Origin of the sequence: Actinocorallia sp. B10E7 (genome assembly GCF_039871655.1) — a bacterium.
GTDB lineage: Bacteria > Actinomycetota > Actinomycetes > Streptosporangiales > Streptosporangiaceae > Actinocorallia.
In genome coordinates, this window is sequence record NZ_JBDPLZ010000004.1 from 384,947 (window position 1) to 405,344 (window position 20,398).

Sequence of the window (20,398 nt, forward strand, 5' to 3'; positions counted from 1 at the left end):
CAAGGAAACATTGTTCCGCTCAGGCAGACACAGTTTCATTCACGATCGGGCATGGGTCAAGAGCCGGAACCGCCGCGGTGTCCCCGCTGATCTCCGGTGTCATCAAGGCGTAAGGTCCTGCGGGCTCCGCGCGCAATACGGTGCTTCGTATGAGAAAGCTGATTTCTGTGCTGGTCATGACCGCGCTCGCCGCCACCGCGTGCGGAAGCGAAGAAAAGGAGGAGAAGCCCTCGGCGGCGTCCTCGACCACGGTGACGGCCTCCGCGGAGCCGGAGAAGTCCTCGGCGGCGGAGACGCCCGCGCTGTGGAAGTTCCAGGCGACGTCCCTCGACGGGAAGCCGTTCGACGGGAGCAGCCTGACGGGCGAGCCGGTGGTGTTGTGGTTCTGGGCTCCGTGGTGCCCCACCTGCCAGGGGGAGGGCCCCGCCGTGGCCGCGACGGCGAAGAAGTACGGCGACAAGGTGAAGTTCGTGGGCGTGGCCGGGCTCGACAAGAACAAGGAGCAGATGGACGCGTTCGTCTCCCGGACCGGGACGTCGAACTTCGTCCACCTGGACGACCGCACCGGTGAGCTGTACAAGCACTTCAAGGTGACGTCGCAGTCCTCCTACCTGCTGGTGAACCCCGATGGAGGCACCCACTCCGCGGTGGGGCCGCTCAGCGAGTCCGCCCTGTCCGAACTGATCGACCAGTTCGCCCTGTAGATGGACGACCTCGCACTCGCCCTGGCCGCCGGCCTGGTCGCCGCGTTCAACCCTTGCGGCTTCGCCCTTCTCCCGTCCTACCTGGCGCTGCTGCTGGCCGGCCCCGGAGGACTCTGGCGGGCCCTGCGCCTGTCGGCGGCCATGACGGCGGGTTTCGTGACGGTCTTCGGCGCGTTCGGCCTGGCGATCTCACTCGTCGCGGCCCCGCTCCAGCGCTACCTGCCCTGGGCGACCATCGTCATCGGCCTGGCCCTGCTCCTCCTGGGGATCTGGCTGTTGGCGGGCAGGGAACTGCTCGTGCGCGTACCGCACCTGAAGACGGGAGGCCCCGCGGGCTCCTTCACCGCTCTTTACGGCTACGGAGCCTCCTACGCGGTGGCCTCCCTCTCCTGCACGATCGGCCCGTTCCTGGCCGTCACGGGACTGGCCTCCGGCTCGGGGAACGTCTTGGACGGCCTGGCCGCCTTCATCGCCTACGGGCTGGGCATGGGCCTGATCGTCGGAGTGCTCTCCCTGATGGTGGCCTTCGCACAGGAGGCCGCCGTCCGGAGACTCCGCAGGATCCTCCCGTACGTCTCACGGATCAGCGGTGCCCTCCTGCTCGCGGCCGGCCTCTACGTCACCTACTACGGCTGGTACGAACTGCGCGTCCTGGACGGTGCCGCCGCCGACGACCCCGTCATCAGGGCGTTCACCGAGGTGCAGGGAGCCGTCACCGGCCACCTCAACGACCTCGGAGCCCTCCCGGTGGCCGTGGCCTTCGCCGTCCTGGTGCTCCTCGCCCTGCTCGTACGCAAGGCCGGGCGTGTTCGGGAAAGGCGGTGACCGGAGACCGCGTGCGGATCGGCCGGGCCCGGTGAGCGGACCCCTGGTGGCTAGACTCCGTGGAGTGAGCCAGCCGAACTCCTCGATCCCGACCGCGACGACGAAGCGGGAGGCGGGAACGCGGAGGCGGATGACGCCGGGCCAGCGGCGGGCCAACCTCATCGAGGTCGCGTTGCGAGTGTTCGCGGAGAAGGGGTACCGGGACACCTCCATGGGCGACATCGCCCTCGAGGCCGGTGTGAACCGCTCGATCCTCTACGACAGGTTCCCGACGAAGAGGGTGCTGTTCCTGAACGTGCTCCAGGAACAGCACATCGCCGTGCTCATGGCGATGGGCGTCGCCGTCTCGGCGCGCACCGGGATGGAGGACAGGCTGCGGGCGGCCGTCGACGGCTACCTGGAGTTCGCCGAACGCGACCCGGCGGCCCGGCGCCTGCTCTTCGACTTCTCCGCGGAGGAGGACCCGGAGATCAAGGTGGCCCGCCGGGGCATCAACGAGAGCAGGACCCGCGTGCTGACGCTCCTGCTCGGCGGGGAACTGCGCGACCTCGGGCTGGACCCGGCCTCCCCGGACGCCGCGCTGCACGTGGAGATCCTGCTGTCCGGGCTCGACGGCCTCGCCCAGTGGCGGGACCACAATCCGCACGTCCCCCGCGCCGAACTCGTCGACACCGCGATGCGGGTGTTCTGGACCGGCCTCGGCGGAGAGGTCAGGCCGGAAGCCGTCTGAACCCGATCAGCAGCGCCCGCAGCACCGCGCCGACCAGCTCGTCCACCGGCGTCTCCGGATGCCGCTCCCACCAGCGGGTCGCCCCGTCCAGCGCGGAGACCATCACCTCGGCGATCACCGTTCCCGCCGCCGTGCCGATGCCGGCCCGCTCGAAGTCCGGCTCGAGCAGCCGCCTGACCACCTCGATGGCCGCGCTGCGCACCTCCCAGCGCAGCTGCTGCACCTCCGGGTCGCCCTCTCGGCTCCGGTCGAACAGCAGCCGCCAGGCCGCCGGGTTGTCCACCGCGTACTCGAAGTAGGCCGCCACCGCGGCCTGCATCCGTGAGTCCGCGGGTCCCGCCGCCGTCACCTTCGGCCCGACATAGGCGATGGCGGCCTCCGTCTGGTACTTCAACACGTCCAGGAACAACGCCTTCTTGGACGGGAAGTACTCATACATACTGCTCCGCGTGATCCCGGCGGCAGCGGCGATCTCCCCCAGTGAGGCCGCCGCGTACCCCTTCGCGGAGAAGACCCGCATGGCCTCCTCCAGAATCACGTTTCTGCGCCGCGGCTTCCCCATGTCCCGAGACTACCTTCGCCGGTCCCGCCCGAGCCGGGTCCCCCGACGGGCGCTACCGCGAGCCGCCGTCCTCGGGCCCGGGGCGTCGTCGGCGGCGGGGACGGCGGGCCGGCCGGATCCCGCCCAGGACGGTGCGGGGCTGCCAGTCGAGGGCGTTGGGCAGGTTCCAGCCGCGCCAGGCGGCGAGGACGCGCAGGACCGCGCCCGCGAGGATGCCCAGGACCGTTCCGGTGAGGGGCGAGCCGAGTTGCGTGCCGAGCACCTGGATGGCGGAGACCATCACCGCGACCGTCGCGTACAGGGCGTTGCCGCCCAGCACGGCGGGGATGCGCTGGACGAGCAGGTCGCGGCAGGCGCCTCCGCCGACCGCCGTGATCGTGCCGAGCAGGACCGCCGGCATCCAGCCCAGCCCGACCGCCAGCGTCTTCTGCGCCCCCACGGTGGCCCACAGGCTGAGCGCGGCGGCGTCGAGCACGGTGAACACCCGGTCCCAGTCCCGCTCGGAGATCTGCAGCACGAACGCCAGGCCCGCGCCGGCCAGCGCGGTGGGGATGTAGGCGGAGTTCGTCAGCGCGACGGGCGGCCCGTTCTGCAGCAGCACATCGCGGATCAGCCCGCCTCCGAGCCCCGACACCAGGCCGATCACCACGAACCCGAACAGGTCGAGCCCGTACCGGCGCGCGACGGCACCGCCCAGCAGACCGCTCGCGAACACCCCGGCCAGGTCGAGTCCCGTGGTGATCGTCTCGATCCGCACGCCGATCATTGTAGGGACCGCGCGGACGAGAGGCCCGCCCGGGCCGAGGGCAAGGCCGCCTCTTACCGCAGGATCCGGTGACCCGCCCCTTCGAGGGCCTCGGCGACGGTCTTCTGGAGCCTTTCCGGGGTGAGGACGAGGTCGCCGTGGAAGGTGGACAGGACGAACACCGGGACGTCCGCCTCGGCCAGCGGGGAGACGACGGAGGAGAGCCGGGTGGGGGAGTCGAGGCCGTGCTCTGTGCCGTAAAGGCCGGTCCAGCGTTCGGCCTCGGTCCAGGGGGTGGCGTCCCGGACGACGGTGAGGCCCTCGGGGGCGCGGACCAGGGCGACCCAGTCGTCGTCCTCGGGGAGCGTGGCTTGGGGAAGGTGCTCGATCACGAAGGAGGACGGGACGGTGCCCAGGGTCAGCGCGGTCATCGGGACAGTCTAAGAGGACGTGCCGACAGGGGAGCGGAGGACCAGGAGGGTGATCTCGCTGGGGGCGAAGACGCGGAAGGGCGGGCCCCAGAAGCCGGTGCCGCGGCTGGTGTAGAGCTGGGTGCGGTCGGTGCGGCGGGACAGGCCGGCGACGGCGGGCTGGTCCAGGCGCACCAGGTAGCGGAACGGCCAGATCTGACCGCCGTGGGTGTGGCCGGAGATCTGCAGGTCCACGCCCGCGGCCTCGGCCTGGCCGATCTGCTTGGGCTGGTGGGCCAGGAGGAGGACGGGCAGGGACGGGTCGGCGCCCGTCAGCGCCGCCTCCAGGTCGGCGCGGTGGCCGGGGTGACCCGAGTGGTGGGCGGTGGCGTCGTCGATCCCGGCGAGCACGAGACGGTCGCCGCCGCGTTCGACGACGACGTGGTGGTTGCGCAGCGGCTCCCAGCCGAGTTCCCGCATGTGGTCGAGCCAGCCGAGGGCGTCCCCGTAGTACTCGTGGTTACCCGTGACGTAGACGCGGGCGAGCCGCGCCTCGATGTCCGCCAGGGGAGCGGCCTGCTCCCGGCGCTGCCTGACGCTCCCGTCGGCGATGTCACCGGTGTGGCAGACGACGTCCGCGCCGAGCCCGTTCACCACGCCGGTCACCTTCCGCGACCACGCGGCCCGGTCGGTCGGCCCGTAGTGCGTGTCGGTCAGCAGGACCACGCGTGCGCCGTCCAGGCCGGGGCCGAGCCGCGGCAGCGTCACCTCGACCTCTTCGACCCGCGGCACCCGCATCGCCTCGAAGTGCCCCCAGGCCAGCAGCGCCCCGGAGACCGCGAGGACGGCGACGGCGGTGATCCTTCCGGCCTGTTCGACTCCGGACGCCGACAGGGCGAGCCGCAGCACGTTCCCGGCCACCGAGCAGGTGAACAGCACCCACCCGGCCCCGAGCAGCACGTCTCCGGCCACCGACAGCCCGTCGTGGTCCCGCTGACCCAGGATCTTCAGTATCGGGAGGGCCAGCGCCGCGCCGCCGAACACGGCCGACCCGGCGGCGAGACCCGCGGGGCCCCAGCCCGCGGCCGCCACGACCGTCCACCAGGACGTTCCGAAGAGCAGCCCGAGGACGGCGATCAGCACCAGAGCCACCGTCAGCGGCCGCAGGAAGCTCGGCCGCGCCGTCGTGTCCACCGCCATGGAGCACCCCCTTCTTCGTCACGGACGGGCTGAGAACGAACCGGTCCGCCGGGCCGTTCCCGCGCCCGCGGGTTCAGCTGCCGGGGAGGGTGACCTGGAACCTTTCGGTGTGCTCGAGGATGTAGGGGGAGACGTGGATGCCGGAGGAGATGCAGAGCACCACGATGAGCGCGGGGAAGACGACGCGCTTCTCGGTCTTGTCGCCGGTGCGGAACCACTTCGGCCCGTGCATGGTCTGGGACCAGGGCCAGCCGAGCGGGCAGCCGCCGAGGGTGATCATGTCGCCGATGATGTGGATGACGACGCCGACGACGACCGCGTAGGGCAGCACCGACAGGTCGACGTGGAACCACAGCAGCGCGAACGTGATCGGGATGGGCGCCAGGTCGTCCCAGACGCCCTTGATGTTCAGGGGCCGGATCGCGGCGGCCAGGATCAGCACGAGGACGGCGCCGATGAGCACGACCCCGGCGTCCTGCCCGTACCAGTAGGTCCCGGCACCGATTCCGGCGGCCGCCAGCGCGCACGCCATGATCGCGAGGAAGCCGTGCCAGGGCCTGCGGTAGGCGGCCCTGCCCCGCCCCTTGGACAGCAGCCCGATGAACAGCCCGACGACCAGCATCGTGCCGGTGATGCCGCACCCGATCCAGAACGTCACCTCGTCCTGGACGTAGACGGCCGAGGCGAAGAACACCACGGCGGCGAGCAGCCCGACGCCGAGCGCGGAGTGCGTGCCGTTGCGGTGCCCGCCCGAGACCTTCCCCACGCCCCAGGCGAACCCGCGCGTCAGCGGCCCGAACGTCCGCGCGATGTGGGAGCTGTGGTGGTCGATGTCGGGAAGCACCGCGGCCCCGGCGCACGCCACCGCCCCGATCAGCACCTGGTGCCAGGGCAGCCCCAGCGGGATCGTCCCCGCGCTGAAGAGTGCCGCTCCGGACAGGGCATGCGTTCGGCCCATCATCAGACGGGTGCTCCTTAGGACTTCGGGGGATCTTGCATGCCGAATTGTGACACCTCCGGGCCGTGTCCCCTAGCCCTGAGGGGGATACGGGTTGAACCCGTGGCCGGACGGAGGTTGACCGGGGAGCCCTCCGGGAACTGAACCGGAGTGGAAGCGTGGAGCGTGGTGTGGCCGGGTCCTCTGGAGACGGGGCCGCTGCGGCGGGTCGAACGCGAGGTCGGGGAGCCGGGCGAGGGGGAACTGCTCGTCCGGGTGCTGGCCTGCGGGGTCTGCCGGACGGACCTGCACGTGACCGAGGGGGACCTGCCGGCGCACCTGGAGGGGGTGACGCCGGGGCACGAGATCGTGGGCGAGGTCGTCGCGGCAGGGCCGGGCTGCAGCCACGGCGCGGGGGACCGGGTGGGAGTGGCGTGGCTGCGCTCCACCTGCGGTTCGTGCGCGTACTGCCGGCGGGGCTCGGAGAATCTGTGCCCGTTCTCCCGCTACACCGGCTGGGACGCCCACGGAGGGTACGCCGAGTACACGATCGCGCCGGACGCCTACGTGTACGACCTTCCCGAGGGGATGCCCGACGTCGCGCTCGCGCCGCTGCTGTGCGCCGGGATCATCGGCTACCGGGCGCTGCGGCGGGCCGAGCTGCCGCAGGGAGGCAGGCTCGGGATCTGGGGGTTCGGCGGATCGGCGCACCTGACGGCGCAGATCGCGCTGGCGCAGGGGGCGTCCGTCCACGTGTTCACCCGCTCCGCCGGGGCCCGCCGCCTGGCCTTGGAGCTGGGCGCCTCCTTCGCGGGCGACTCCTTCGACCCCGCCCCGGAGCCCCTGGACTCGGCCATCGTCTTCGCCCCGGCGGGGGAACTCGTCCCCGCCGCGCTGGAACGGCTGGACCGGGGAGGCACCCTGGCCGTGGCGGGCATCCACCTGACGGACGTACCGCCCCTGGACTACCAGCGCCACCTGTTCCAGGAGCGGCAGCTCCGCTCGGTCACGTCCAACACCCGCGCCGACGGCGAGGAGTTCCTCCGCCTGGCCGACAACCTCTCCCTCACCGTCACGACGAGGCCCTACCCCCTGTCGGAGGCCGACCGCGCCCTGTCCGACCTGGCCGCCGACCGCTTCGAAGGTGCGGCGGTCCTCATCCCCTGACCACGCGGACTATCCGATCTTCGGGGTGGCCCGTTCGATGATGGTGCCGAAGTCCACGCCCGGGGGGAGGGTGCCGAAGGCGGAGCCCCAGTCGCCGCCCAGGCGGGAGGCGCAGAAGGCGTCGGCGACGGACGGGTGGCCGTGGCGGACCAGAAGGGAGCCCTGGAGGACCAGGGCGAGGCGTTCGACGACGCGGCGGCCGCGGAGCTCGAGGGTGGAGGCGTCGGTGAGTGAGTCCTTGATCTGGCGGACGGCGGCGTCGAGGCGGGAGTCGGCGCCGGAGGCCTGCTCGACCTCCTCGAAGAAGGCGGGGATGCTCGAAGGCTCCTTCATCATGGCGCGCAGGACGTCCAGGGCAGCGACGTTGCCGGAGCCCTCCCAGATGGAGTTGAGGGGGGACTCGCGGAAGAGGCGCGGCATGCCGGACTCCTCGGCGTAGCCGTTGCCGCCGAGGCATTCGAGGGATTCGGCGGCGTGGGCGGGCCAGCGCTTGGTGACCCAGTACTTGCCGACGGCCAGGGCCAGGCGCTTGAAGTCGGTCTCGCCGCGGTCGACGGCGCCGGCGAGGCGCATCATGAGGGTGGTGGCGGCCTCGGACTCGACGGCGAGGTCGGCCAGGACGTTGCGCATCAGCGGGTGCTCGGCGAGGGTCCTGCCGAACGTGCTGCGGTGGGCGGCGTGGTGGGCGGCGACCGTCACGCCCTGGCGCATGCCCGCAGCCGCGCCGATCAGGCAGTCCAGGCGGGTCATGTTGACCATCTCGATGATGGTGCGCACCCCGCGGCCCTCGTCGCCGACGCGCCAGGCGTGGGCGTCGTGGTACTCGATCTCGGACGAGGCGTTGGACTTGTTGCCGAGCTTGTCCTTCAGCCGCATGACGCGCAGCGGGTTGAGGGAGCCGTCTGGCAGGACGCGGGGGACCAGGAAGCAGGTCAGGCCACCGGGCGCCTGGGCGAGGGTGAGGAACACGTCCGACATCGGAGCGGAGGTGAACCACTTGTGCCCGACGAGCCGGTAGGCGCCGTCCGCCTGCGGGGTGGCGGTCGTGGTGTTGGCGCGGACGTCCGAGCCGCCCTGCTTCTCGGTCATCGACATGCCGGCGATGAGGCCGCGCTTGCCGAGGGGCGCGCGCAGCCCGAAGTCGTAGACCTCGGACGTCAGCAGCGGTTCGTACCGCGCGGCCAGGTCGGGCTGCTGCCGTAGGGCGGGGACGGCCGCGTACGTCATCGAGATGGGGCAGCCGTGCCCGGCGTCGGTCCGCCAGGTGTAGAACTTCGCGGCCCGCGCGACGTGCGCGCCGGGGCGGGGGTCGCTCCAGGGGCGTCCGTGCAGGCCGTTCTCGACGGCGGTCCGCATCAGGTGGTGCCAGGACGGGTGGAACTCCACCTCGTCGATCCGGTTGCCGTACCGGTCGTGGGTGTGCAGCACGGGCGGGTACTCGTTGGCCAGGCGTCCGTGCTCCTGGGCCTCGTGGGTCCCGGCGAGCCGTCCCAGGGCGTGCAGTTCCTCGGCGGCCCAGCCGGCCCCCTCGCGGTGCAGCCCGTCCAGCAGGGCCGGGTCCTCGGCCAGATCGTGATCGACCAGCGGGGGAACCTGGTTGAAGACCTCGTGCGTCATGTCTCGCACGGTACATGACCCGCCAGTAACTACCAACGGGCCATGTACCGGACAGATCGTCTAAAGCGTGACGGGCAGGGTCTGCGGGCCGTTGGAGAAGAACGACTCCAGCGGGGTCAGCTTCTCGGCGGGGACGGCCAGGGCCAGGGAGGGGTGGCGGGCGAAGAGCGCCTCCAGCGCGATCCGGGTCTCCATCCGGGCCAGCGGAGCGCCCAGGCAGATGTGCGGGCCGCCGCCGAACGCCAGGTTCTTGGCCTGGGCGCGGGCGAGGTCGAAGACCGACGCGTCGTCGCCGTGCTGGGCCTCGTCCCGGCCGACGCCGCTGTAGGGGGCGAGGATGGCGTCCCCGGCGGGGATGGTGACGCCCTCGACGACCAGGTCCTCCAGCGGGTAGCGGGCCATGAAGTTGCCGATCGGGGCGTCCCAGCGCAGGGTCTCCTCGACCACGGCCTCCCAGGTGGCCTCGCCGCCGTCGACGAGGGCGCGCTGGTCGGGGTGGGTGAGCAGGGCGCGGACGGCGTTGGTGATGAGGTTGAGGGTGGTCTCGTGCCCGGCCGCCAGCATCAGCCACAACGTTCCGGCGAGCTCCTCGTCCGACAACGCCTCGGGGTCGTCGGCGCGTGCGGCGATCAGCGCGCTGGTGAGGTCGTCGCCGGGCTCGGCCGTGCGCAGCGCGATGAGGTCGCCGAGCAGCCGGAAGATGTCGGTCTGCACCTGGACGACCTCCTCGGGCGGGGTCGTGGTGCGGAAGATGCTGTCGACCAGTTCCCGCAGCCTGGCGCGCTGCTCGCCGGGCACCCCGGTGAGCTCGCAGATCACCTGCATCGGCACCTCGACGGCGAAGTGCGCCCGCACGTCCACCACGCCGTCGGCGTCGGCGTGCTCGGGCAGCCGGTCCAGCAGCTCGGTGACGATCTCGGTGACGCGGGGGGCCAGCGCCTGCACCCGGGCCGGGGTGAGGGTCTGGGTGACCAGCCGGCGCAGCCGGTGGTGCTCGGCCCCGTCGGCGGTGACCATGTTGGTCACCGCGACCATGCCGATCAGCGGCCAGCCGTCGGGGATGCGGCCTTCCTTGATCTCGTTCCACCTCCGCCAGTCCTTGCTGACCAGCGGGTTCTTGACCAGGTCCGCGACGAGGTCGTGGCGGGTGACGGCCCAGGCGGGGACGTCGCCAGGCAGCACGATCCGCACGACCGGGCCGAGCTCCCGCATCCGGGCCGCCTCCCCGTGGTGGTCGGCGCCGGTCGGGTCGAGGACGACGGTGGGGACTTCGGAACCGAGAGCTGTCATGGGTTTCCTCCGGAGGGTGCGGTCAGGGGGTCAGGTCCGGGAGCCGGTGGAAACCGGCACGGAGAAGGAGACGGGCAGGGAGGCCGGGCAGCGCGTCCACGGCGACGGCGTCAGCGGAATGCTCTCGGCGGGGACGGTCAGGGAGAGGCCGGGCAGCCGGTGCAGGACGGTCTCGACGGCGGTGCGGGTGATCAGCCGGGCGGGGACGCGTGCGGGGCAGGAGTGCGGGCCCGCCGACCAGGCCAGGTGGGACCGGTTGCCGGTCTCCCTCTCCCGGTGTCCGGCGTGGACGCGCGGGTCGTGGCCCGCGGCGGCCAGGCCGAGGATGAGCGCGTCCCCCCGCTGGATCCAGCGTCCGCCCAGCTGGGCGTCGCGCAGCGCGTACCGGGCCGGCATGTTGCACATCGGCGGGTCCCGCCACAGGACCTCGTCGAGGGCGTCGTCGACGCCGAGCCGCCCGCCGCGGATCCGGGCGGCGAACCGGGGGTCGGTGAGCATCAGCCGCAGCGACTGGGCGATCCAGGAGATCGTGGTGTGGTAGCCGGCCGACACCATCACCACCATCGACTGCAGCACCTCGGAGTCGCCGCGCAGGTCGGGGTGGCGCAGCAGCGCGGTGGTCAGGTCGCCGGCCGGGGCCCGCCTCCGCGCCCGCAGCGCCCCGCCGAGCAGTTCCTCGAACCGGCGGTTGCCCTCCTGGGCGTCCTCGGCGGAGCCGAACAGCGCCTGCATCGCCACGAGCAGGTCGTGCCCCTGCATGGTGTCCAGGCCGAACAGGTCGGCGATGGCCAGCATCGGGACGATCACCGCGTAGTCGGCGACGAGGTCGGCGCGCCCCCGGACGGCGAAGTCGCCGATGAGCAGGCCGCAGATCTGCTCGACGGAGCGGCGCATCCGCCGCTGGTCGATGGCGGAGACCGCGTCGTCCAGCGGGCGCCGCAGCCGGGCGTGCCCGGCGCCGTCGTAGCCGATGACGTTGTCGCGGAAGAACATCATCGGGCCGAGCGGCGAGTCCGGCGGGACGGTCCCGTTCTGGAACAGCCGCCAGTTGCGGGCGTCCCGGGAGTACAGGCGTTCCTGCCGGGTGATGGTGAGGAGTTCGTCGTAGCCCATCACGAGCCACGCGCCGACGCCCGGCTCCAGCTCGACCCAGGCGACGTGGCCCTGCTCGGCGCGCAGCCGCGCGAACACCGCGGCCGGGTCGGCCGTCATCGTGGTGTCGGACAGCGGTGTGGGGGTGGGTGGGGTCACGAGAGCGCCTTCCGCGAGGCGAGCACACGCATCGCATGGTCGGTGAGAGTGGTGAGGGCGGCCAGGGACGTGACGCGGTCCGGGGCGACGCAGTCGACGATGGGGATGTGCGGGGGCAGGTCGAGCGACTCGCGCAGTTCCTCGGCCGGGTAGGCACGGGAGTCGGGGAAGTGGTTGACGGCGACGACGAACGGGAGCCTCTCCATCCGTTCCAGCTGGTCGAGCACGTCGAAGGCGTCTTCCAGCCGACGGGTGTCGACGAGCACCAGCACTCCGAGGGCGCCTTCGGCCAGCCCCTCCCACAGGTCCCAGAACCGCTGCTGGCCGGGCGCCCCGTACAGGTAGAGGGCGATCCGCCGGCCCAGGGTGATCCGCCCGAAGTCGAGCGCGACCGTGGTGTGGGTCTTGCGGCCGACGCCGGTCAGGTCGTCCACGCCGACGCCGGCGTCGCTCATGACCTCCTCGGTGCACAGCGGCGGGATCTCGCTGACCGAGCCGATCAGCGTGGTCTTGCCGACGCCGAAGCTCCCCAGGACGAGGATCTTCACCGAGCGCTGGACGGTGTCCGGCAGGTAGAGGCGCTCAGCCGAGGTCGCGGAGCCCACTGAGCACCTCCTCGAGCAGCGCCATGTCCGGTCCGTCGGCGGTACGCGAGCGGGTCTGCAGGTGGCCGGAGTCCATCAGGTCCGAGGCCAGCACCTTCACCACGCTGACGGACAGCGCCAGGTGGGCGGCGGCCTCGGCCACCGACAGGAGGCCGCCGCACAGCCTGAGCAGGGAGATCTCCTGCCGGCTGGCGGTCACCGGCAGCGGGGCCGCGCCGGGGGCGGCGATCAGGAGGGTGTCCACCCCGATCCAGTTGCGGCTCGGCTGGGCCCGGCCCGAGGTGAGCACGTAGGGCCGCAGCGGCTGGTCGCGGTAGTCGCCTTCGGTCACCGACCGAGGTCTCCCCGCGCGGGCGTGGCCAGCGTGCTCTCGCCGATCTTGCGTACCTGGACTGCCATCTGCTGGGAGATCAGCGCCGGGTCCACACCCGCGGTGGTGACGACCGCGAGCTGCGAGCCCTGCCCGGCCGCGCGCAGGAACACGAACCCGCCGTCGATCTCCACGACGACCTGTCTGACGTTGCCCGTGCCGCTGCCGTACTGGCCCGCCAGGCTCCGGCCCAGCGAGTGGAGGCCGGAGCACGCGGCGGCCAGCCGGTCGGCCTCGTCGCGGTGCAGTCCCGCGGAGGTGACCTTCACCAGCCCGTCGGAGCTGAGCACCATCGCGTGCCGCACGTTGGGGACTCCGGTGACCTCGGCGAGCATCCACTCGTCGTCCTGCGTCATCTACTGCACTCCATCCTGGCCTTCTGGGGTCTGAGCTCCGGGGTCGGTGAAGAACGCGCCGGCCCAGCGGGCGGCGTCCTCGGGGCTCTGCGCGGCCCGTTCCGGGGCGGCCGGCGCGGACGGCTGTCGCTCTTCGCGGCGGTGGCGCCGGCGGAGCGGCAGCTCCGAGGCGGTGGTGGCAGGGGGCGGCGGTGCGGGCGCGGCGGGGGCGGCCGGGCGAGGCGCCTCCGGTGGCTCGAGCGCCTGCCGGGTTCCGGCCGGTTCCAGAGCCCGGACGAGTTGTTCGGGGACGAGGAGGACGACCCGGATCCCGCCGTAGGGGGAGGGCGCGAGGTCCACCATGAGCCCGTGCCTGCGGACGTAGTGCCCGATCACCGGCAGCCCGGTCTGCGGGATCTCGCCGACCTGGCTCAGGCCGATCTTCCGCTCCCCGGCGGCGATCTTCCTGGCCTCCTCCAGGCGGTGGGCGTCCATGCCGACCCCGCCGTCGTCGATCTGCACGACCACGCCGCGCTCCACGGCCCGCACCGCGACCGTCACCATGCTGCTCGGCGGCGAGGACTGGGTGGCGTTGGCCAGGGCCTCGGCCAGCAGGTGGATGAGCGGTTCGACGACCGGGGCGGCGGCCGCGAGGTCGGGGTCGCCGGTCACCTCGATCCGGCGGAACGCCACGATCCGGGCCGCGGCGGACCGCACCACGTCCACGAACGCCAGCGGCTCCTGCCACTGCTGGCCGGGCCACTCGCCGCACAGCACCGCCAGGCTCTGGGCGTGCCGTCCCTGCTGCGCGGCCTCGTGGTCGACGACCATGCACGACTCGACGACGTCCGGGTCGGCGGAGTGCCGTTCGGACAGCAGGGAAGCGGCGGCCTGCACCCGGTGCGCGGCGGCCTGGGCGCGCCGGGCCAGCGAGACGACCACCAGCCGCAGCGACTCCTCCCGGTCGGCTCCCCGTTTGGCCGCGCCCACCGCCATGGTGACCGCCTCGTCGAGCAGTTCGGCCAGCACGGGGTCGGAGGGCTTGCGCGCGGCGGGCGGCATCTCCCTGCCTTCCAGCACCGACGGCAGTCGCTCCCTGACCAGTTCGGTCGCGGCCGCGCGCAGTTCCGACCAGGCGTGGCCCCACTGCCGTTCCCTGAGGTCCGCCTGCTCGCGGTCCGCGTCCTGCCGGCGCTGCTCCGCGGTCAGCGCCGCGGCGAGCCCGGCGGCGATCAGCACTCCCGCCACGGCCGTCATCCGCGGCGCCGTGTCCGCCGCCAGGGCGATCTGCGCGCCCAGGAGGAGGACCAGTCCCGCCACCAGCGTCCGGATGAGGAGCCGGTTGCGGCGGGAGGCCGGCGGTGGGGTCAGAACGGGAAGCATCAGGTCTCTCGGTTCCTAGGGCGGCTCGGACCGTCCCTCGGCTCCGGCGTGCCGGGCCGGACCTGGGGGGCGGCCCCGATGTCGATCAAGGTTATAGAGATCATCTGACCTCGGTGGATCAAACTCCGCAACTTTTATCCGAAATTCACAGTGATGACTCATATGCCGATAATCACCAGTCGAATATCTCGAAACAGGAGAAAATGGTGTTATCAGTGTCACGGTGTGATCTGCTCTTCATGCTCCCGAAACCAGAGGCCGTTAGCGTGCCGCGCATGGACAAGATGCGGGCGATGGAGCTCATCCTGATGGCCAAGGCCGAGAAGGGGCTGACCTTCTCGCAGATCGCCGAGGCCGTGGACCGGCACCCCGTGTGGACGACGTCCGCGCTGCTGGGTCAGCAGCAGATGAGCGTGTGCGAGGCCGACGCGGTGACCGGCCTGCTGGGCCTGGACCCGGAGGTCGCCCGGGCGCTGCAGCGGCCCGCCCCCCGGGGCTCCGTCGACGCGAGAGCCGCGTCCTTCACCCGGTGGTGAACGCGTAGTCGTCCAGGTCGAAGTGCTTGGAGGCCCACCACAGGCGGGCCCCGGACTGCGAGCGGATGAACGGCACGTCCCCGTGCCGGTCGAAGTAGTAGGAGTTGGAGGTCGCGCAGGTCGGCCGGGCGAAGATCGTCCCTGAGATCCGCTCCCGCATCGTCGCGGTGTAGGCGTCGTGAGGCTCCTGCCGGACCGCCACCCGCGTCGCCCCGCGCCTGCGGGCCTCGGCGACGCACCGGACGATGTGCCGGGTCCCCGACTCGATCATGGTGAACCAGGACGCCCCGGTCACCGAGTAGGGCCCGTTCATCAGCCAGAAGTTCGGCGTCTGCGGCATCGCGACCCCCTCGTAGTTCTGGTACCGGTGGGTGTCCCAGAACGCGCCGAGTTCGATCCCGCCGAGCCCGTGCACCGGGAAGGCCGGCATCGCGCCCGGTTCGAGGATCTTGAACCCGGTCGCCAGGACGAGGGAGTCGATCTCCCGCAGGGTCCCGTCGGAGGTGATGATCCCGGTCTCGGTGATCCGCTCGATCGGGGTGGTGACGAGCTCGACGTCGTCGCGGTTGAAGGCGGACAGGTAGGTGTTGGAGAAAGAGGGCCGCTTGCAGCCGAAGCCGTAGGACGGAGTGAGCTTCCGGCGGGTCTCGGGGTCTTTCACCTGCCGCCGCAGGTGCCACCTGCAGATCCGCTCGATGGCGCGGGAGAGGAACGGCAGCCTCTTGTGGTGGATCACCCCGAGCACGAAGACCATCTCGGTCAGCGCGGTGGTGACGGCCCGGACGCCCCACATCAGCGGAGGGAACGCCCGGAAGAACAGCCGCACCGGCCGGGGGACGGGGAAATCGAGCTTGGGGAAGACCCAGATCGGCGTGCGCTGGTAGACCTCCAGCCGTGCGGTCTTCGGCGCGATCTGAGGGATGACCTGCAGGCCGGACGCGCCGGTCCCGATCACCGCGACCCTCTCCCCGGACAGGTCGTGGGAATGGTCCCAGCGCGCGGTGTGCATGATCTTGCCGCCGAAGGTCTCGATGCCCGGGATCTCGGGGTTCTTCGGCTGGTCGAGCGGTCCGACCGCGCCGACGAGGAAGCGGCAGGTCAGTACTTCCGTGTCGGTGTGCACCTCCCACAGGTCCGACTCCTCGCGGAACACCGCCCGCCGCACGAAGGTGTTCAGCCGCAGCTTGGGCCGCAGCCCGTACTCGTCCGCGACGTGCTCGGCGTAGGCGAGCAGCTCCGCGCCGGGAGCGAAGGCCCGCGACCAGCCGGGGTTCTGCTCGAACGAGTAGCTGTACGTGGCCGAGGGGATGTCCACGGCCACCCCCGGATAGGTGTTGTGCCGCCACACGCCGCCGACGCCGTCCGCGGCGTCCAGGATCGCGAAGTCCTCGACGCCCGCCTCCCGGAGCTTGATACCGACGCAGAGCCCGGAGAACCCGGCGCCCACCGCGATGACCTCGAAATCCATCGGTGCCTCCCTCGCCCGATCTGGGATACCGAAGGTATTTGGGGGCTTCTGGACTGTCAATGGGTATCTGGATACCATTGGTATCCATGCCGAGACGGACACGCGCCGAGAGCCAGGCCCGCACCCGCGAACTGCTGTTGGCCACCGCACGAGAGCTGTTCCTGCGCGACGGCTACCACGCGACCAGCCTGGAGAAGGTCGCCGACACCGCCGGATTCTCCAAGGGAGCCGTCTACTCCAACTTCAGAACCAAGGACGAGCTGTGCGAAGAGGTCATCGCCCAGGTCAGGGGCGAGCACGTCCAGGCGGTCGCCGCGCTGTTCGGCGCCGGCGGCGAACTCGCCGAGAGCCTGAAGGCGTTCGACGTCTGGGCGGAGAACACGATCGGGGATCCCGGCTGGACGCTCCTGGAGGCCGAGTTCGCCATCCACGCCGCGCGCCGCGCTCCGGATGTCCGGGAAAGGGTGGCGCAGGGCGCCCGTGAAGCGGCCGGGGTCCTGACCGCGCTGCTGCGCGCGGAGCTCGACCGCGCTCCGCGCGAGCTGCCGCTGCCCGTGGAGGAGCTGGCCGAGGCGATCCTGGCCCTGGGCATCGGGCTGGGCCTGCGCCGCGCCGTCGACCCCGAGCTGTCCTCCCGCCCCCTGGGCGACCTGATCCGGCTGCTGCTGGACTAACCGGCGGCCCTGACGGACGGACGGGCCAGTGCGGCGAGATAGCGCTCGACGATGATCTCGGCGAGTTCGGGGGCCGCGCCGAGCACGGGGGAGACCGCGCGGGCGCCGGCCTCCTCGGCGGCGGCACGGACCTTGTCGGCGAAGTAACCGGGCGCCAGGAAGTAGGACGCGACCACCACCTCGGGCGCACCCGCCTCATGCAGGGAGCGGACCGCCTCGGCGGGCGTCGGCGCGGCGGCCGAGGCGTAGGCGGGCCGCACGTCGTACCAGCCGCGCCGCCGCCAGTCGCGGGCCGTCGCGGCGATCGTCGCGTTGGCCGACGGATCGGACGACCCCGCGGCCACCAGCACCACCCCCGTGCGGGGGGAGGGCCGGACGCCGGTCTCGGCGAGCCGCCGTTCCAGGGCGTCGAGCAGCAGCGGATGCGGACCGAGCGTCGCGGTCACCCGGGTCGACAGCCGCGGGTCGCGCCGCCGGGCCTCCGCCAGCACCCCGGGAAGGTCGATCTTGCTGTGGTAGGCGGAGGTGAGCAGCAGCGGCATCACCACCGCCTCCGCCAGCCCGTCCAGCGCCTGGACGGGAGAGGGCGGCGCGTGGTCGAGGTAGGAGGTGCGCACGTCCAGGCCGCGGGCGCGCACCAGGTCCAGGAGGGACTCCACCGCCACCAGGGGCGGCCTCGCGGAACTCAGAGATGAATGCCGCATTCGACCTTGCCCAGCCCCGCCCACCGGCCGCTGCGGGGATCGTCGCCGGGCGAGACCCGCGAGGTGCACGGCTCGCAGCCGATCGACGGGTAGTCGTCGTAGTGCAGCGGGTTCACCAGCACGCCGTTGTCGGCGATGTAGTTCTCCATGTCCTCGTCGGACCAGTGGAGGATCGGGTTGATCTTCACCATCTCGCGCTTGCGGTCCCACTCGACGACCTTCATCGCCTTGCGGGAGCCGGTCTCGTCCCGGCGCACCCCGGTGAACCAGGCCATGTAGCCCTGCAGCGCGCGGCCGAGCGGCTCGACCTTGCGCAGGTGGCAGCACAGGTCCGGGTTGCGTCCGTACAGGCGCGGCCCGAGGTCGCGTTCCTGCTCGGCCACGGTCCGGCTGGGCGTCACGTTGATCACGTTCACCGGGTACACCGCCTCGACGGCGTCCCGGGTCCCGATGGTCTCGGCGAAGTGGTAGCCGGTGTCGACGAACAATACGTCGACACCGGGCTTGACCTTGGAGACCAGGTGGATCAGCGCGGCGTCCGACATCGAGGACGTCAGGCAGATCCGGTCGCCGAAGGTGGCCGCCGCCCACCGGATGATCTCCAGCGGAGAGGCGTCCTCGAGCGCGGCGGCGGCCGAGTCGACGATGTCCTCCAACGACAGCGAGGGACGCGCCATCTCCGATCGATCCGTACGTGCCGTGTCCAGCAGGGTCACCGGGGGGCTCCAATCCCGAGGAAAGTCACACGGAACTTGCGGGCACAGGCCCGGCAGTGCCAGGTCCCGTCCCCCTCGTAGGGAACTAGGTCTTCGTCTCCGCAGTACGGGCAGTAGAACGGGACGGCGCGCTCGCTCATGTCGGCCTACTTGAGGTCGGATTCGTCGGCGCGGCCCACCCACTGGGCGAAGGTCTCGCCCTCGACGCGCTGCTCGTCGTACCTGCGCACGACGCGCTCGACGTAGTCGGTGAGGTCGGCCGAGGTGGTCTTCAGGCCGCGGACCTTCTTGCCGAAGGTCTGCCCGAGCTGGCCGCCCAGGTGGATCTGGTAGCCCTCGACCTGGTTGCCGTCCTCGTCGACGACGAGCTGGCCCTTGAGGCCGATGTCGGCGACCTGGACGCGGGCGCAGGAGTTCGGGCAGCCGTTCATGTTGATGGTGAGCGGCTGGTCGAACGTCGGGAGCCGCTTCTCCAGTTCGTCCGTGAGGTCCATCGTGCGCTGCTTGGTCTCGACGATCGCGAGCTTGCAGTACTCGATGCCGGTGCAGGCCATGCTCTGGCGCCGGAAGACCGACGGGCGGACCTGGAGGTCATGCTTCTCCAGTTCGGCGGCGAGCGCCTCGGTGTTCTCCTCCGGGACGTCCAGGATGATCATCTTCTGCTCGGTGGTCAGCGCGGTGCGGCCCGAGCCGTACCGCTCGGCCAGGTCGGCGATCGTGTTCAGCTTCTCGCCGCTGACCCGGCCCACCCGCGGGGCGAACCCGACGTAGTAGAGGCCGTCCTTCTGGCGGTGGATGCCGACGTGGTCGCGCTGGGCCTTGGGCGCGGCGGGCGCGGGGCCGTCGGGCAGCTCGTAGCCCAGGTACTCCTTCTGGAGCACGTCGCGGAACTTCTCCGGGCCCCAGTCGCTGATCAGGAACTTGATCCGGGCGCGGTGCCGCAGCCGCCGGTAGCCGTAGTCGCGGAAGACCGAGATGACGCCCTTCCAGACCTCGTGCGCCTGCTCGGGGCGGACGAAGACGCCCAGCCGCTTGGCGAACATCGGGTTGGTGGACAGGCCGCCGCCGACGAACAGGTCGTAGCCGACCTCACCGGCCTCGTTGACCACGCCGACGAAGGAGACGTCGTTGATCTCGTGCACCGTGCAGTGCGAGGCGCATCCGGAGATCGCGGTCTTGAACTTGCGCGGCAGGTTCGAGAACTCGGGGGAGCCGATGTAGCGCTCGCGGATCTCGTCGGCCTGGGGCGTGGCGTCGAGGATCTCGTCCGCGTCGATCCCGGCCAGCGGGCAGTTGAGGAAGGCGCGCGGGGAGTCGCCGCAGGCCTCCATGGTGGTCAGGCCGACCTTCTCGAAGGCGTCCCAGATCGCCGGGACGTCCTCGATGGCGATCCAGTGGTACTGGATGTTCTGCCGGTCGGTGATGTCGGCGGTGTTGCGGGCGTACTTGACGGAGACGTCCGCCAGGACGCGCAGCTGCGCCAGGCTCAGCTGGCGGCCGTCGATGCGCACGCGCATCATGAAGTAGCGGTCGTCGAGCTCCTCCTCGGGGATGGAGCCGGTCTTGCCGCCGTCGATGCCGGGCTTGCGCTGGGTGTACAGCCCGTACCAGCGGAACCGTCCGCGCAGGTCGGCGGGGTCGATGGAGTCGAAGCCGGTCTTGCTGTAGATCTCGACGATCCGACGGCCCACGTTCAGTGGGTCGTCGTTCTTCTTCGTCTCTTCGTTCTTGTTCAGCGGCTCTCGGTAGCCGAGGGCCCACTGGCCCTCACCTCGCGTACGGGGCGGCACGGCGCGTGTCCTCTCCAGAGGGTGAAGCTTGCGGAGGGCAGCGTGGCGGGACGCGGTGCTCCACTCGTCTGAAAGGCTCGCCGATGAGCTCAGTGAACGTGGCCACGCCGTGTCGCCACGCGCCCGGAAAACGTCGGGGGCATGGTCGGGGCGTTACCGACAGATGGCGCTGCGGACCCGGAGAAGGTCCACGTGCCGGCGCATCACCAGCAACGGGTCACAGGCAGCGGTCATGTCTCGACTCTGACACGGCGTAGCGGCCGTTGTCCAGTCACGTCCGTCATGTGGACACCCTCCGGTCAGCCCTGCCTCACCCAGTTGAGGGGCTCCTCGTCGACGGGCTCGGCCGGGGGCTGGTGCTGGCAGTCACACCAGGTCC

23 protein-coding genes are annotated in these 20,398 nt (G+C 71.4%); 6 read left to right on the plus strand and 17 right to left on the minus strand.

What is annotated here, in order from left to right:
• Positions 1-149 precede the first annotated feature (149 nt).
• The 3 genes from ABGB12_RS15665 to ABGB12_RS15675 all read left to right on the plus strand — a co-directional run bounded on the left by ABGB12_RS15665 (position 150) and on the right by ABGB12_RS15675 (position 2,259).
• Positions 150-704 carry a redoxin family protein gene (locus ABGB12_RS15665; RefSeq protein WP_347678422.1) on the plus strand — a complete coding sequence of 185 codons (555 nt, stop codon included), beginning with the start codon at positions 150-152 and terminating at the stop codon, positions 702-704.
• Positions 705-1,529, plus strand: a complete 825-nt coding sequence (locus ABGB12_RS15670; protein WP_347678424.1) for a cytochrome c biogenesis protein CcdA — start codon at positions 705-707, stop codon at positions 1,527-1,529.
• 64 nt (positions 1,530-1,593) lie between these two features.
• Positions 1,594-2,259, plus strand: coding sequence for a TetR/AcrR family transcriptional regulator (locus tag ABGB12_RS15675; RefSeq protein ID WP_347678426.1), 666 nt, complete (start codon positions 1,594-1,596; stop codon positions 2,257-2,259).
• Here the strand turns inward: ABGB12_RS15675 and ABGB12_RS15680 are convergent.
• From ABGB12_RS15680 to ABGB12_RS15700, 5 genes are all read right to left on the minus strand, one after another.
• A complete protein-coding gene (locus ABGB12_RS15680; protein ID WP_347678428.1) occupies positions 2,240-2,821 on the minus strand; it encodes a TetR/AcrR family transcriptional regulator in 582 nt (193 codons plus the stop codon). The two genes, ABGB12_RS15675 and ABGB12_RS15680, sit on opposite strands and share 20 nt — an antisense overlap.
• A gap of 52 nt (positions 2,822-2,873) precedes the next feature.
• A complete protein-coding gene (locus ABGB12_RS15685) occupies positions 2,874-3,578 on the minus strand; it encodes a TRIC cation channel family protein (protein WP_347678430.1) in 705 nt (234 codons plus the stop codon).
• A gap of 62 nt (positions 3,579-3,640) precedes the next feature.
• The gene (locus ABGB12_RS15690; RefSeq protein ID WP_347678432.1) at positions 3,641-3,997 is read right to left on the minus strand and encodes an ACT domain-containing protein; all 357 of its coding nucleotides are present in this window, start codon (positions 3,995-3,997) and stop codon (positions 3,641-3,643) included.
• Positions 3,998-4,006: 9 nt separating this feature from the next.
• Positions 4,007-5,176 (minus strand): metallophosphoesterase, encoded by a 1,170-nt coding sequence (locus ABGB12_RS15695; protein WP_347678434.1) that lies wholly within the window; start codon positions 5,174-5,176, stop codon positions 4,007-4,009.
• Between the two features lie 73 nt (positions 5,177-5,249).
• Complete coding sequence (locus tag ABGB12_RS15700; RefSeq protein WP_347678436.1) at positions 5,250-6,134, minus strand: metal-dependent hydrolase; 885 nt, start codon at positions 6,132-6,134, stop codon at positions 5,250-5,252.
• A gap of 150 nt (positions 6,135-6,284) precedes the next feature.
• Here ABGB12_RS15700 and ABGB12_RS15705 point away from each other — a divergent pair, with 150 nt between their 5' ends.
• Entirely contained in the window at positions 6,285-7,280 is a 996-nt protein-coding gene (locus tag ABGB12_RS15705; RefSeq protein WP_347678438.1) for a zinc-binding alcohol dehydrogenase family protein, read from the plus strand.
• A gap of 9 nt (positions 7,281-7,289) precedes the next feature.
• Here the strand turns inward: ABGB12_RS15705 and ABGB12_RS15710 are convergent, their stop codons facing one another.
• From ABGB12_RS15710 to ABGB12_RS15740, 7 genes are read right to left on the minus strand one after another with little or no spacing between them, the layout of a single operon-like run.
• A complete protein-coding gene (locus tag ABGB12_RS15710) occupies positions 7,290-8,897 on the minus strand; it encodes an acyl-CoA dehydrogenase family protein (RefSeq protein WP_347678440.1) in 1,608 nt (535 codons plus the stop codon).
• A 60-nt stretch (positions 8,898-8,957) separates the two neighbouring features.
• On the minus strand, positions 8,958-10,187 hold the full coding sequence (locus ABGB12_RS15715) for a cytochrome P450 (protein ID WP_347678442.1): 1,230 nt from the start codon (positions 10,185-10,187) through the stop codon (positions 8,958-8,960).
• A gap of 30 nt (positions 10,188-10,217) precedes the next feature.
• On the minus strand, positions 10,218-11,438 hold the full coding sequence (locus ABGB12_RS15720; protein ID WP_347678444.1) for a cytochrome P450: 1,221 nt from the start codon (positions 11,436-11,438) through the stop codon (positions 10,218-10,220).
• Positions 11,435-12,043: an ATP/GTP-binding protein gene (locus ABGB12_RS15725; protein WP_347678446.1), complete on the minus strand. Its 609-nt coding sequence runs from the start codon at positions 12,041-12,043 to the stop codon at positions 11,435-11,437. Before ABGB12_RS15725 ends, ABGB12_RS15720 begins: the two co-directional genes overlap by 4 nt.
• Positions 12,021-12,374 carry a DUF742 domain-containing protein gene (locus ABGB12_RS15730; protein ID WP_347678448.1) on the minus strand — a complete coding sequence of 118 codons (354 nt, stop codon included), beginning with the start codon at positions 12,372-12,374 and terminating at the stop codon, positions 12,021-12,023. The genes ABGB12_RS15725 and ABGB12_RS15730 overlap by 23 nt, the downstream gene beginning before the upstream one ends.
• Positions 12,371-12,769 (minus strand): roadblock/LC7 domain-containing protein, encoded by a 399-nt coding sequence (locus ABGB12_RS15735; protein ID WP_347678450.1) that lies wholly within the window; start codon positions 12,767-12,769, stop codon positions 12,371-12,373. The genes ABGB12_RS15730 and ABGB12_RS15735 overlap by 4 nt, the downstream gene beginning before the upstream one ends.
• Positions 12,770-14,131: an ATP-binding protein gene (locus tag ABGB12_RS15740; RefSeq protein WP_347678452.1), complete on the minus strand. Its 1,362-nt coding sequence runs from the start codon at positions 14,129-14,131 to the stop codon at positions 12,770-12,772. It abuts the gene before it with no gap.
• Positions 14,132-14,406: 275 nt separating this feature from the next.
• Here ABGB12_RS15740 and ABGB12_RS15745 point away from each other — a divergent pair, with 275 nt between their 5' ends.
• Positions 14,407-14,667, plus strand: coding sequence for a hypothetical protein (locus ABGB12_RS15745; RefSeq protein WP_347678454.1), 261 nt, complete (start codon positions 14,407-14,409; stop codon positions 14,665-14,667).
• On the opposite strand, the gene ABGB12_RS15750 is transcribed toward ABGB12_RS15745, so the two are convergent.
• Positions 14,654-16,135: an NAD(P)/FAD-dependent oxidoreductase gene (locus ABGB12_RS15750; RefSeq protein ID WP_347678456.1), complete on the minus strand. Its 1,482-nt coding sequence runs from the start codon at positions 16,133-16,135 to the stop codon at positions 14,654-14,656. The genes ABGB12_RS15745 and ABGB12_RS15750 overlap by 14 nt on opposite strands.
• Positions 16,136-16,221: 86 nt before the next feature.
• Between ABGB12_RS15750 and ABGB12_RS15755 the strand changes: the two genes are divergently transcribed.
• On the plus strand, positions 16,222-16,809 hold the full coding sequence (locus tag ABGB12_RS15755; RefSeq protein ID WP_347678458.1) for a TetR/AcrR family transcriptional regulator: 588 nt from the start codon (positions 16,222-16,224) through the stop codon (positions 16,807-16,809).
• Here the strand turns inward: ABGB12_RS15755 and ABGB12_RS15760 are convergent.
• From ABGB12_RS15760 to ABGB12_RS15775, 4 genes are read right to left on the minus strand one after another with little or no spacing between them, the layout of a single operon-like run.
• The gene (locus tag ABGB12_RS15760) at positions 16,806-17,474 is read right to left on the minus strand and encodes a sirohydrochlorin chelatase (protein ID WP_347678460.1); all 669 of its coding nucleotides are present in this window, start codon (positions 17,472-17,474) and stop codon (positions 16,806-16,808) included. The two genes, ABGB12_RS15755 and ABGB12_RS15760, sit on opposite strands and share 4 nt — an antisense overlap.
• A gap of 20 nt (positions 17,475-17,494) precedes the next feature.
• Positions 17,495-18,190 carry a phosphoadenylyl-sulfate reductase gene (locus ABGB12_RS15765; protein ID WP_347679183.1) on the minus strand — a complete coding sequence of 232 codons (696 nt, stop codon included), beginning with the start codon at positions 18,188-18,190 and terminating at the stop codon, positions 17,495-17,497.
• A 35-nt stretch (positions 18,191-18,225) separates the two neighbouring features.
• A complete protein-coding gene (locus ABGB12_RS15770; protein WP_347678462.1) occupies positions 18,226-18,369 on the minus strand; it encodes an Insertion element protein in 144 nt (47 codons plus the stop codon).
• Positions 18,370-18,375: 6 nt separating this feature from the next.
• Positions 18,376-20,019: a nitrite/sulfite reductase gene (locus tag ABGB12_RS15775; protein WP_347678464.1), complete on the minus strand. Its 1,644-nt coding sequence runs from the start codon at positions 20,017-20,019 to the stop codon at positions 18,376-18,378.
• Between the last annotated feature and the right edge of the window lie 379 nt (positions 20,020-20,398).

What these genes read in the sequence shown, in the direction of transcription:
- ABGB12_RS15755 (WP_347678458.1), top strand. Translation starts at nt 16,222, where the DNA reads ATGCCGAGACGGACACGCGCCGAGAGCCAGGCCCGCACCCGCGAACTG.
- ABGB12_RS15765 (WP_347679183.1), bottom strand. Translation starts at nt 18,190, where the DNA reads ATGGCGCGTCCCTCGCTGTCGTTGGAGGACATCGTCGACTCGGCCGCC.
- ABGB12_RS15745 (WP_347678454.1), top strand. Translation starts at nt 14,407, where the DNA reads ATGGACAAGATGCGGGCGATGGAGCTCATCCTGATGGCCAAGGCCGAG.
- ABGB12_RS15680 (WP_347678428.1), bottom strand. Translation starts at nt 2,821, where the DNA reads ATGGGGAAGCCGCGGCGCAGAAACGTGATTCTGGAGGAGGCCATGCGG.
- ABGB12_RS15700 (WP_347678436.1), bottom strand. Translation starts at nt 6,134, where the DNA reads ATGGGCCGAACGCATGCCCTGTCCGGAGCGGCACTCTTCAGCGCGGGG.
- ABGB12_RS15710 (WP_347678440.1), bottom strand. Translation starts at nt 8,897, where the DNA reads ATGACGCACGAGGTCTTCAACCAGGTTCCCCCGCTGGTCGATCACGAT.
- ABGB12_RS15770 (WP_347678462.1), bottom strand. Translation starts at nt 18,369, where the DNA reads ATGAGCGAGCGCGCCGTCCCGTTCTACTGCCCGTACTGCGGAGACGAA.
- ABGB12_RS15740 (WP_347678452.1), bottom strand. Translation starts at nt 14,131, where the DNA reads ATGCTTCCCGTTCTGACCCCACCGCCGGCCTCCCGCCGCAACCGGCTC.
- ABGB12_RS15750 (WP_347678456.1), bottom strand. Translation starts at nt 16,135, where the DNA reads ATGGATTTCGAGGTCATCGCGGTGGGCGCCGGGTTCTCCGGGCTCTGC.
- ABGB12_RS15695 (WP_347678434.1), bottom strand. Translation starts at nt 5,176, where the DNA reads ATGGCGGTGGACACGACGGCGCGGCCGAGCTTCCTGCGGCCGCTGACG.
- ABGB12_RS15670 (WP_347678424.1), top strand. Translation starts at nt 705, where the DNA reads ATGGACGACCTCGCACTCGCCCTGGCCGCCGGCCTGGTCGCCGCGTTC.
- ABGB12_RS15715 (WP_347678442.1), bottom strand. Translation starts at nt 10,187, where the DNA reads ATGACAGCTCTCGGTTCCGAAGTCCCCACCGTCGTCCTCGACCCGACC.
- ABGB12_RS15735 (WP_347678450.1), bottom strand. Translation starts at nt 12,769, where the DNA reads ATGACGCAGGACGACGAGTGGATGCTCGCCGAGGTCACCGGAGTCCCC.
- ABGB12_RS15690 (WP_347678432.1), bottom strand. Translation starts at nt 3,997, where the DNA reads ATGACCGCGCTGACCCTGGGCACCGTCCCGTCCTCCTTCGTGATCGAG.
- ABGB12_RS15665 (WP_347678422.1), top strand. Translation starts at nt 150, where the DNA reads ATGAGAAAGCTGATTTCTGTGCTGGTCATGACCGCGCTCGCCGCCACC.